The organism is Canicola haemoglobinophilus (genome assembly GCF_002015075.1).
In the GTDB taxonomy this organism is placed as follows: Bacteria; Pseudomonadota; Gammaproteobacteria; order Enterobacterales; family Pasteurellaceae; genus Canicola; species Canicola haemoglobinophilus.
The window spans coordinates 1-11,992 of sequence record NZ_MUXZ01000022.1 but is presented as its reverse complement, the minus strand read 5'-3'; the positions used below and the strand labels follow the sequence as shown (position 1 = coordinate 11,992).

General features: G+C 35.3%; 11 protein-coding genes. 7 read left to right on the top strand and 4 right to left on the bottom strand.

What is annotated here, in order from left to right; all coding sequences use genetic code 11:
* Window positions 1–3: 3 nt before the first annotated feature.
* The gene (locus B0186_RS07845) at window positions 4–726 is read right to left on the bottom strand and encodes a YwiC-like family protein (RefSeq protein WP_078218817.1); all 723 of its coding nucleotides are present in this window, start codon (window positions 724–726) and stop codon (window positions 4–6) included.
* 110 nt (window positions 727–836) lie between these two features.
* Here B0186_RS07845 and B0186_RS07840 point away from each other — a divergent pair, with 110 nt between their 5' ends.
* Both B0186_RS07840 and B0186_RS07835 read left to right on the top strand, forming a co-directional pair.
* Window positions 837–1,187 carry a RidA family protein gene (locus B0186_RS07840; RefSeq protein WP_078218816.1) on the top strand — a complete coding sequence of 117 codons (351 nt, stop codon included), beginning with the start codon at window positions 837–839 and terminating at the stop codon, window positions 1,185–1,187.
* 323 nt (window positions 1,188–1,510) lie between these two features.
* Complete coding sequence (locus B0186_RS07835) at window positions 1,511–2,824, top strand: cation:proton antiporter (RefSeq protein WP_078218815.1); 1,314 nt, start codon at window positions 1,511–1,513, stop codon at window positions 2,822–2,824.
* Between the two features lie 60 nt (window positions 2,825–2,884).
* Here the strand turns inward: B0186_RS07835 and fbpC are convergent, their stop codons facing one another.
* The 3 genes from fbpC to B0186_RS07820 all read right to left on the bottom strand — a co-directional run bounded on the left by fbpC (window position 2,885) and on the right by B0186_RS07820 (window position 7,247).
* Entirely contained in the window at window positions 2,885–3,931 is a 1,047-nt protein-coding gene (gene fbpC, locus B0186_RS07830) for a ferric ABC transporter ATP-binding protein (RefSeq protein WP_078218814.1), read from the bottom strand.
* 63 nt (window positions 3,932–3,994) lie between these two features.
* Window positions 3,995–6,052, bottom strand: a complete 2,058-nt coding sequence (locus tag B0186_RS07825; RefSeq protein WP_078218813.1) for an ABC transporter permease — start codon at window positions 6,050–6,052, stop codon at window positions 3,995–3,997.
* A 154-nt stretch (window positions 6,053–6,206) separates the two neighbouring features.
* Complete coding sequence (locus tag B0186_RS07820; RefSeq protein ID WP_078218812.1) at window positions 6,207–7,247, bottom strand: ABC transporter substrate-binding protein; 1,041 nt, start codon at window positions 7,245–7,247, stop codon at window positions 6,207–6,209.
* 201 nt (window positions 7,248–7,448) lie between these two features.
* Between B0186_RS07820 and udk the strand changes: the two genes are divergently transcribed.
* The 5 genes from udk (at window position 7,449) to adk (ending at window position 11,905) form a co-directional block, all read left to right on the top strand.
* A complete protein-coding gene (gene udk, locus B0186_RS07815; RefSeq protein WP_078218811.1) occupies window positions 7,449–8,090 on the top strand; it encodes a uridine kinase in 642 nt (213 codons plus the stop codon).
* A 9-nt stretch (window positions 8,091–8,099) separates the two neighbouring features.
* Complete coding sequence (dcd, locus tag B0186_RS07810; protein WP_078218810.1) at window positions 8,100–8,684, top strand: dCTP deaminase; 585 nt, start codon at window positions 8,100–8,102, stop codon at window positions 8,682–8,684.
* Between the two features lie 12 nt (window positions 8,685–8,696).
* On the top strand, window positions 8,697–9,887 hold the full coding sequence (locus B0186_RS07805) for a hypothetical protein (protein WP_078218809.1): 1,191 nt from the start codon (window positions 8,697–8,699) through the stop codon (window positions 9,885–9,887).
* Between the two features lie 287 nt (window positions 9,888–10,174).
* Window positions 10,175–11,176: a bile acid:sodium symporter family protein gene (locus tag B0186_RS07800; protein ID WP_078218808.1), complete on the top strand. Its 1,002-nt coding sequence runs from the start codon at window positions 10,175–10,177 to the stop codon at window positions 11,174–11,176.
* 84 nt (window positions 11,177–11,260) lie between these two features.
* On the top strand, window positions 11,261–11,905 hold the full coding sequence (gene adk, locus B0186_RS07795; protein WP_078218807.1) for an adenylate kinase: 645 nt from the start codon (window positions 11,261–11,263) through the stop codon (window positions 11,903–11,905).
* The last annotated feature ends 87 nt before the right edge of the window (window positions 11,906–11,992 follow it).

Genomic DNA, 11,992 nt, shown 5'->3' with positions numbered 1-11,992 from the left:
GCGCTATAAAGTGGCAAAAATAAGTTGAATAAAAAATAAGATAGATATAGCAATCTCAGCAAAACCAATTTGTTTTACGGAGAGTTTTTTCTTGGGTAAGAGATAAGCTCGTATTGCTGGTGGAACAAATGCCAACGCAAGATAAATTTGCTGAGTAATAACAAATAAACCAATACAAGCAATATGCCATAAATAAGAAGCGTATAAATATTTAGGATTTTTACGCTCACGCATACAGGATTTGACATATAAAGTCGTACCAACAAAATACAAGGTTGGCAATAATGCCACTAACCAAATTTGCGAGTTAAAAGTAAAGGTAGAAAAATAATAACTTGCCATACCTGCAATAGCGAAAATGATAATTCCAGCGAAATCATTTATTAACGCTCTTTCATTTTTTTGTTTAACAAAGTAAATATTAATAGCAACAAAAGGCAACATGGCTGCAAGAAAATATAAAATATGCCAATTATGCCAAAGTGTAGGCAAGGCAAAAATTAAACTTGCTGTACCATAAATCAACGTCCATTTTTGATATTTGGCGAAATGTACGTTTTTACCCTTGAATAAATTAAGAAAAGGATATGTCATTAAATACAAGCTAAACCAAGCTAATAATAAGAAAAAATGTAGCCAAATGGGGTTGCCCAAAAGCATGCCATATAAAAATGGAATTAACGCCATTAAAATGGCACCATGCTGGTTAGAAATCAGTAATTTCACACAAATATCCTCTCTTAAAGCTGAAGAATAAATCTTGCAGATCCTAGTCCATTTTTACAAAAATCGCTATAATCTTTGTGCGTTATTTAATTATTCAACGAGGTGAAATTATGGAGAAAATACAACGCTTTCATTCTAATGGACGTTTATCAGAAATGGTTATCCACAATAATACCGCTTATCTTGCCGGGCAAGTGCCAGAAAATACGGATGTTGATGCTTATTTACAAACCAAAGAGGTCTTAGGATTAATTGATAAATTATTATTAGAAATAGGTTCTAGCAAAAGTAATATTCTGACTGCACAAATTTTCTTACCAGATATGCAAGATTATCAAGCAATGAATAAAGCATGGGATGAATGGGTAGATCCAGAGAACGCGCCAGCTAGAGCGACTGTACAAAGCCAATTAGCAGATCCAAAATGGAAAGTAGAAATTGTTGTTGTGGCTACATGCTAAATTTTAGTTTCTCAATATCGCATAGCAGAATACGACAAAGACATTCTGCTATGTTCTTCTCAACAACATTTTTGCACTAAAAGAGCGGTCAAAAAGCGCGATATAAATTAACCCTTTCTGGCTATTTTATAAAAATAAACTTTATAAAAAGTAGGACTTTCCTTATACTACGCAAGAATTTTTCTTGTTACATTTTCTTCACTTTCTAAAGTCAATCGTAACTCAGTTAGCTAAATTCTAACAATCCAAGTCTGTTTATATTTTGTTAATGTGATTAATTAATAAAATATAAGCAGATTTTTAAATTTTAGAAGGTACCTACTATGAGTATTTATACTTACATTTGTTTTCTCTCTACAATATCGATTTTAATCGGTTTCGTGACGCAAAAAATCAGTGATCGAATTCAGTACACTATTGCGGTTACCGCAACAGCGACTGTGAGTTCATTAGTATTATTAATGGCTGGTTCTGCAAATTTATTTCATTTAGATGACATTGCTCAGAACGTAATGCAGCGCATTGATTTTAAAGGGTTCCTATTAAATGGTATTTTAGGATTTTTGCTCTTTGCTGGTGCATTAGGAATTAAATTACCAGTATTGAAAAGCCAAAAATTAGAAATCACAATTCTTGCTTTATTTTCAACTTTGGCATCCACTTTCTTTATTGCCATTTTATTCTATGGAATTTCTCACTTATTAAGTTTACACATCGATTTTATTTACTGTGTTTTGTTTGGTGCGCTCATTTCACCAACGGATCCAATTGCAGTTTTAGCCATTATTAAAAACTTAAAAGCACCGAAAAAACTTTCCATGAAAGTAGAGGGTGAATCCTTGTTTAATGATGGTGTAGGTTTAGTGATCTTTACTACGATTTTTGCTGTGGCATTTGGTGGACATGAACCAAGCGCAACGGGAATTGCAAAACTCTTTTTGACCGAAGCCGTAGGTGGAATTTTATTCGGCCTAATTTTAGGTGTAATTGCTCATTTTTTGATTTCAGCTACTGATGACGGTAGCTTAGAAATTTTGCTGACGTTAACGATTCCAACAGCTGGATTTATGTTGGCAAATTTACTTCATGTTTCTGGAGCCTTAGCAATGGTTGTCGCAGGTATTATGATTGGCAACTGGACAAGGCACACAGGCTTTTCAGAGCAAAGCCAACATTACCTTGATCACTTTTGGAAAATGATCGACCATTTCTTAAACTCACTTTTATTCTTGTTAATTGGCTCCGCGATGTTGTTAGTCAACTTTACCTCACAAGCCATTATTTTAAGTATCATTGCTATTCCTGTGTGCTTAATTTGTCGCTATGTCAGCGTATGGATCCCATTCAAATTTTTAAGTATGAAAACGGTGTATAACCCTTATACTTTGCGTATTTTAACTTGGGGTGGACTACGCGGAGGATTATCACTTGCTATGGCGCTTTCTATTCCAACAACAAGTGTATTCTTAGAAAATATCGGTATGAATGTGCGTGATTTATTTATTATCGTCACTTATAGCGTGGTACTTTTTTCTATTTTAGTTCAAGGTACAACAATCGAAGCTATGATTAGAAAATCTAAAGAAGCCACATTACAAAGACGTGGTTATGTAGGATTAGGCGGAAATAAATCATAAAAATAGAAACAAAAATAGGGCAATTTAATTTGCCCTATTTTGCTATATAAGAAGTCGTGATTATTCTTTTCGTAACAAAAAGACACCACTTTCAGTTAAATGCACATAAGCTTCTTTCATCTCTTGTGAAAAACTTTCTGGGTTAGCATTGACGAGTAAATCAGTTCCTCCCCAATTTGCTACGATTTCCCAATAATCTCCCATATAGACCGCACTTTTTATCACACAGCGTTGCTCCGCTGTTCCTTCCGATTTAAGTTTTACCGCTTCTGGACGAATCCCCACTAAACATTCGCCATCCGCTAAAGCAAATTTATCCGCATTAGGTAAGACAAATTGATAGCCATTTATGGTCACTTTTCCTTGCTCTAGACAACTATCGAAAATGCTACTCTCCCCCATAAAACTTGCTAAGAACAGAGAATTTGGATATTGATATAGCTCTTTTGCTGGTGCTTTCTGCATGATTTTACCTTTATTCATCACAATCACTTCATCAGATACCGCAAAAGCCTCTGTTTGATCATGAGTAACATATAAAGACGTTATATTTAAACGTTGCTGCAATTCACGAATTTTTTCACGCATTGAACGGCGTAAATTAGCATCAAGGTTACTTAATGGTTCATCAAATAATAAAACTTTTGGTTTAAGCACTAAAGCACGAGCCAATGCCACACGTTGTTGTTGACCACCTGAAATTTGATCTACATAACGATCTTCAAAGCCAGCTAAATCAACTAACTCTAATGCCTCTTTTACTCTTTGTTTACGCTCTTCAGCATCTACACCTTGCATTTTTAGCCCATAGCCAACGTTGTCGCCAATGGACATATGTGGGAATAAAGCATAAGACTGGAACACGATACAAATATCACGATTTTGAATGGAGGATTTTGTGACATCTTCGCCATCAATAAAAATTTGCCCTTCAGTTGGACTTTCAAGCCCTGCAACTAAGCGTAACACTGTTGTTTTGCCACAACCTGAAGGTCCCAACAAGGTAACCATTGATCCTCGTTTTATGGTCAAATCTAAATTATCAATAACCGTAGCTTTGCCAAAAGATTTTGTGATATTTTTCAGTACTAAAAAATCATTATTCATATTCATTGCCTTTCATTAAAATTTTTTATTTTTCTACCGCACTTTTATTGAGTGCGGTGCTAATTAATTCATTTTTTTCGCTTTTGAGCGAGAAATTCGCGTATCGCCAACGAGCCAGTCAAACAATAAGATAATTGCCATCATCACAACAATTAAGATTGACCCATAAGCAATTGCTACACCATATTCACCGTCTTCTACACGATTTAAAATGTAAGAAGTTGCCACTCTGGTATCCGCTGTAACCAAGAAAACAATCGCACTCACTGTTGTCATTGCGCGCACGAAACTCGTCACTAATGCCGACAGTAATGCCGGTTTTAACAATGGGAACACAATAAATACAATGGTTTTAAACGAACTTCCTTTTAAGGATAATGATGCTTCATCAAGGGATTTATCTAATTGCCCCAAGCCAGCAATTGCCGCTCGCATACCCACAGGCATATTACGCATGACCATTGATAAAATAATGATCAAACCTGTTCCCGTTAAGTAAATTGGTGCATCATTAAAAGCCAAAATATAGGAAACCCCAGCCACAGTTCCTGGTACTGCGAAACAAAGCAAAGTGAGGAACTCTAAAGTTTTCTTACCTTTAAAATCTCGGCGCACTGTAATATAGGCAATTAACAAACCAAAAATCGCCGTAATTGGCGCCGCACTTGCTGCAAATAGTACAGTTTGAATCAATGAAGGCCATGCGCCATCACTAAAACCTTGTCCAAATAAGGTAATATAGTGTTTTAAGGTTAAAGTATAATCCACACCCCAGTTAGCCGTGAAACTACCATAGAAAATACTGCCATATAAAACAGAGTTAAATACGACCCAAAAACCTAATAAGAAAATAATTAAGCCTTTCATCATCTTAGGTAAATCTTGTACATCACCACGATAGGATTTACCAGACACAGTAACGTAAGAGCGATTTCCAATCCAAATATATTGAATAACAAAAATTGCTAATGAGAAAATCAATAGCAATGTACCCAAGGTACTTGCAGAGGCATAGTCTAATTGCGAACCAGCAATGTAAAAATAAATTTGAGAAGAGATTACATCAAAGCTACCGCCAAGTACTAAAGGCGTACTGAAATCAGCCAACGACTGAATTGCCACTACTAAGAATGAATTTGCTAAGGCCGGTTTTAATAATGGAAAAATAATATTAAAGAAGGTTTGATAGCGGTTAGCGCGTAATGTGTAAGATGCTTCTTCAATAGATGGATGAATAGATTTTAATGCACCTTCCAAGATCATGAAGGACATTGGTGTGAGTGCTAGTGTATGCGCAATGACAATACCTGTAAAACCATATAACCAGTTGCTACTAAATCCTAGATAATCGACTAAATATGCGGTGACATAACCAGAACGACCTAGCATTAACGTTACCCCAAGTCCAACCACAAAAGGCGGTGTAACTATAGGTAAAATAGAAAAGATCTTGCCAATAAATGCTGTTCTTTTTGCAATTCTTGTAGTGTAAAGGGCGAAAATTAAACCAAAGAAACTGGCTAAAATACCAACACTTCCTGCAACACTCAATGAATTACCGATAATACGTAGTACATAGGGTTGATTAATAATGCGTAATACTTGGCTTGGAACAAACTCTGAGCCGTCATAAAACATGGAAATAAAAATGGCAAAGGTTGGATACACAATAAAGAAAAAAATCAGCAAAATGATGCTTAATAATGAGGCAATAATAAATTTATCGCTTTGCATTACTTTCATTTTTGCTAACGCATTTGTCGCTAACGCTATCAAACTGACAATCAATACAAAAACCGAATAGCCAAGGCTAATTTTTGCAAGAATCGCTGAAATGAATACAAAACCGAAAACGGCTGATACAACAGCGAATTCGAACAGTCCTTGTAAATATTCGCCTTTAGGCTTTAATAAAGCAGATATTACAGGAACAAAGAATAGTGTACCAAACCATATCCAACTTAAATTAGGTTGAAACCAACCCATAGCTTCAAGGATCTCTTCTGTTGTCGAATCAAATAATCCATAATAGAGTGCATTTGAGGGTAGACATGCAAAGCCCAACAGAGCCAAAAGTATCCAAAAAATACTTGAATTAAAAAGTTTTATTTGCTTTCTCATAAGAACCTCCAAGAAAGCAAAACACTTCCAATCATAAATCTATTAGAAATATTACCGCACTTTAATGAAATCGTAGTACCACCTGTGCAATTAATAGACACTTATTTAAATAAATATGGTGCGTAAAACGCACCAATTATTAATAAAAATAACATTATTTCGCTAGTTTAACATCATCAACCCATTTGCTAATTAGACGTTTACGCTCAGAGGCTGCACCATATTTCTCAAAATCATAGTTGATTAGATTTAATGTTTTAGGATCAAATGCTGTTGGAGATTGTTCAGCAGTTATGTTTGTTAAAATTTGGTGTGATTCACCTTTTTTCCAAGCCAGTTCTTGACCTTCTTTAGAAAGCACCCAGTCTACGAATAATTTCGCATTATCAAGATTTCTCGCACCTTTTAATATACTTACACCACCTAACTCATATCCAGTTCCCTCACAAGGAACAATCAATTCAATTGGAGCACCTTGTAATTTTTCTACCGAATAGTCATGCAAGAACCCAATTCCCACTGTGGTTTCGCCTCGAGCTGCATTTCTTGATGGTGTAATACCTGATTTAGTGTATTGAGAAACATTTGGGTGAAGTTGTTTGAAATAATCGAATGCTTCTTTTTCGCCCCAAAGCTGTACAAACGTCGCAATAGCTGTATATGCAGTACCAGAACTTTGCGGATCAGCAATTTGAATTTCGCTTTTTAAACGAGGGTCTAATAAGTCTTTCCAGCATTTAGGCACTTCATTAATACCTAATTTTTTTAAACGTTCAGTATTCACACCAAAACCTAATATCCCCATATAAACTGCCGAACTATAATTTCCTTTTATTTTCCCAGGATCTTGAAAACGCTCAAGGATTTGATCAATGTTAGGAGAACGATATGCCACGGTCAAACCAAGTTCACTCGCTTGTAACTGAGGATCCAAAGTTCCTGCATACCAAACATCTGCTTGAGGGTTATTTTTCTCTGCCTCTACTTTAGCGAAAGTGCTACCTGAACTGTTACGAATAAAGGATACTTTAATATTGTGCTTGTCACCAAAAGCCTTAGTTTCAGCCTCACATAGCGCATTTGTTCCACTACAATATACAACCAAACGACCTTTAGCTTGAGCTTGTGCAGTGACCATTAATCCTACTGATAAAAGTGCGGTTGATATTGCTAAAGAAATTTTTTTCATATTCATTTTCATCTCCTCATTTAATAATATTCACTAAGGGCGTTTAAAATGATACATCAAGAAAAAATGAAATAATGTGAGGAAAATCACACAATAAAAAAAATAAGCGAGATTTACACATAAATCTCTTGATGGATGCTGTAAATACTAACAAATTTTCTTTATAATTGCCCTCTAGTTTTAGTTAAATTAGGCAAATTACTATTTATGTCAGATCAATCCTGCATTATCATTGCGATCACTGGTGCATCCGCCTCAGGGAAGAGCCTCATTTCATCTACTATCCATAAAGAACTTTGTAACGAGTTAGGGTATGAAGAAATCGGCATGATCGCAGAAGATAGTTATTACAAGGATCAAGGTCATCTCTCCTTTAAAGAACGAATTAAAACGAATTATGACCACCCCAATTCCATGGATCATGACTTATTAATTCAACATTTAAAGGCTCTCAAACTCGGAAATGCGATCGATATTCCTGTTTATAATTATGTTGAACACTCTAGAACTCAAGAAGTCACCCATTTTGAACCTAAAAAAGTAGTTATTTTAGAAGGTATCTTATTATTAACAGATGAACGTATCCGTCAAGAAGTCAATATGTCTGTTTTTGTTGACACACCTCTAGACATCTGCTTTATTCGCCGTTTACAACGTGATATGGAAGAGCGTGGACGCTCGTTACAATCTGTGATTGAACAATATCAAGCAACAGTTCGCCCAATGTTTTTACAATTTATCGAACCCTCAAAACAATATGCTGATATTGTCGTTCCACAAGGTGGTAAAAACCGCATTGCAATTAATATGTTAAAAGCTCAGATTAAACATTTGTTAGATAACAAGTAAGGAACAAAAATGAGATTATGTGATACGGATATTGAGAAATACTTGGATCAAGGCATTATTTCTTTAACGCCTAGACCTGATAATAGCAAAATTAATGGTGCAACTGTTGACGTGAGATTAGGAAATTCTTTCCGTGTATTTCGTGAGCATACTGCGCCTTTTATTGATTTAAGTGGTCCCAAAGAAGAAGTTTCAGCTCAACTTGAAGCGGTAATGAGTGATGAAATTATTATTGCTGAAAATGAAGCTTTCTTTTTACATCCAGGCGAATTAGCCTTAGCCACAACCTTAGAAGCAGTAAAATTACCAGCAAATATTATTGGTTGGTTAGATGGACGTTCTTCCTTGGCTCGTTTGGGATTAATGGTTCATGTTACTGCACATCGAATCGATCCAGGTTGGGAAGGAAAAATCGTTTTAGAATTTTTTAATTCTGGAAAATTACCGCTCGCCTTACGTCCAAATATGGTCATTGGTGCATTGAGTTTTGAAGTGCTAAGCGGTAAAGCTGCCCAGCCTTACACTAGTCGCAAAGATGCCAAATATAAGCACCAACAAAGTGCGGTTGGTAGTCGTATTAATGAAGACAAGTAAGAGAAAAGTCTTATGTGGAAGAAAATTTCGCTTTTAATTACCGCACTTTCTCTTGGAATGGCAATTTTTACTTATGTACAAATTGGTAAAATCCAATCAACACTAGTCAAAAAATTAAAAGCGAATCAAATGGAAGTAGATAAAATCTCCATTGAGTTTTTTCCAGCAAAGATCGCTCTTACCAATCTTCAATATGCTAAATTTTCTTATCCAGTTAAAGCTGAAACCACAAATATTCAAATAGATATTGGTACGTTATTAACAGGTGAACTTGCCCTGAATAATGTGGTTTTAAACAAAATTACTAGCACTTCCAGCTCTTTTCCAAGCATTCAACAGCTATCAATTCTAGGAAAAATTAAACTACAACAGAACAAAGCCATATTTGATGATGTTCTGCTTGATTTACAATTTGCTCAGTCTCTTTATTTAGATAAAAGTAAATTTAATTTTCATATTATTAAAGGCGTTTTTCAGCGAGATGAAATGGCCCATCCTAAATTTGAAGCCGATATGCTTATAAATCAGCAACCAGTTTCGATAGTAGCTGACATTAAACAATTAGCTGATGAACAAAAAATATTAACGCTTTTGTTTAAAGACCAAAAATGCACGCCATGCTCAGCGGAGCTTAAATACACTGTGAGATTAGCTAACTCTCTATTTACACAAGGTTTTCTACAATTTAATAGTCACGAATTCCCAATTGAACATTGGCTCAAAATGGCAAATCTGTCCCCTGCAATAACAGGCAAAGCGGAGATTTTTGCCAATGGCATAATACAAGAGGGGAAATTAACAAAATTAGATATGCCAATCGGCATTAAGCAAGGCACTCTATCTAGCATTAACTTACTCGAGCTCGCCAGCGGTATCTTGCCAATCAATTATGATAAAGAAAATGCGCCTAAAGATATGCCTTTTTCTCAGTTACAGTTAAATTCAAATTGTGACGGTAAATTATTATACTTAAATGATATTTCTATGCTTACAGAGCAGATTATGATTGAAGGAAAAGGGACTGCTAATCTTGCTCAAATGCAATGTGATGTTAATTTAACACTTCGTCCAACAAATGAAAAATATCAACATGCTAGCTTAGCAATACATTTTTTTGATCAATGTAACCGACCTCAATATAAATTAAAAATCCAAGCAAAAGATTCTTTAAAACAATTACTCAAGCAGAAATTCTCGCATTGAAGCCGATACCCTAATAATTTCCTACTTTTATTCAAAATAATTTAAGTATTAAGCTTAAAGTGATACTTACTATCTTCCTGTTATTTACCCTTTAACATATGCTACCACAAAGAATAAAAACAAAATAAAACTCCAAATAAAAGTTATTATTTCGACTTAAATAAAAATTTAATCTCATCAAACTACAAAAAATTAAATTAAAACACTAAAATCAACATTGACTTCACATTATTTTTCGGAAAGAATTTTATCCAGTATGCATTAAATATGCTTATCAGGAGAAAATTATGTTCCTACTTAAAAAATCCAGTCATCTTTTGGCAAAATACACCGCACTTGTTATCATCGCATTCGCTTGCGTTACCTTTTATCAACCAAGCCTTTTTACTTGTGTCAAAGGCGATGCGCAAATTATTGTTCTTAGTTTAATTATGTTATCTATGGGAATGACGTTAGGTAAGGAAGATTATCGTATTCTTGCTCAACGCCCTTTTGATATTTTAATAGGTACTATCGCTCAATATAGCATCATGCCTTTTGTTGCGATTTCTATTGCGCAATTCTTTAATTTATCTCTAGGTTTAACTTTGGGTTTAGTACTTGTAGGTTGCTGCCCCGGAGGTGTTGCATCAAATATTATGAGCTTCCTTTGTAAAGGCGATGTAGCTTATTCTGTAGGGATGACCACTGTTTCTACGATTTTGGCTCCCGTAATGACTCCCCTCTTGCTAAATTATTTAGTTGGTGAAACCATCGCAATGGACGGCTGGGCAATGTTTAAATTTATGTTGTTGGTCACATTAGTCCCAGTTGGCATTGGCTCAATGATGAACATGATGTTTGAAAATAAAAAATGGTTCCAAGAACTGCGCGAATTAATGCCTGGCGTTGCCGTAATTAATTTTGCCTTTATTGTTGGTGGCGTAGTAGCAGTACATGGAAATAAATTCTTAGAATCTGGTTTTATTATCTTTATTTGTATCGTTTTCCATAATGTTATCGGCTATATCTTGGGTTTCCTTGCTGGCCGTTTATTTGGTATGAGTACAGCGAAAAAGCGTACCTTATCTATTGAGGTAGGTGTACAAAATGCAGGATTAGCCACAGGCTTGAGTTCAAAATTCTTCCCAACCAATGCAGAGTCTGCGATTGCTTGTGCGGTATCTTGTGTATGGCATTCTGTCTCCGGCACAATCCTAGCAAATTTATTTTTATGGTGGGATAAACGCAAAAGCTCTTCAGCAGTAAATGATAATCTTGCTAAAAACTTGGCAAATAGCATGGAATAGAATAAGAAAATTTTATACCACACTTGAGTTTGCTGGCTAATCAAGGTAAGGTATGCCGGCTTATTTATTGTTTATGAGGTTAATATGAAAATCATTCTTTTAGGGGCACCTGGTGCTGGTAAAGGTACTCAAGCTCAGTTCATTATGAATAAATTTGGGATTCCACAAATTTCTACTGGCGATATGTTACGCGCAGCAATTAAAGCTGGTAGTGAATTAGGACAAAAAGCCAAGATCTTAATGGATGCAGGTCAATTAGTACCAGATGATTTAATTATTTCTTTAGTAAAAGAACGTGTTGCACAAGAAGATTGCGCAAAAGGTTTCTTACTTGATGGTTTCCCACGCACAATTCCACAAGCTGATGCGTTAAAATCTGTTGGCATTAGTATTGATTATGTATTGGAGTTCGATGTGCCAGATGAAGTGATTGTTGAACGTATGAGCGGTCGCCGTGTTCATCAACCTTCAGGAAGAACTTACCATGTCATTTACAATCCACCAAAAGTGGAAGGTAAAGATGACGTAACAGGCGAAGACTTGATTATTCGTGCTGATGATAAACCTGAAACAGTTTTAGATCGTCTAAAAGTTTACCATAATACAACTAAACCTTTAGTTGACTACTACCAAGCAGAAGCTAAACAAAGCAATACAAAATATTTCCGTTTAGATGGTACACAAAAAGTTGAAGAGGTAAGCAAAGAATTAGATAACATTCTGGCTTAACTTATATAAATAAACATATAAAAAGCACTTTGATTAGAACTCAAGGTGCTTTTTGTTATTTATCCATTAAGACCCCATCCCAAATTC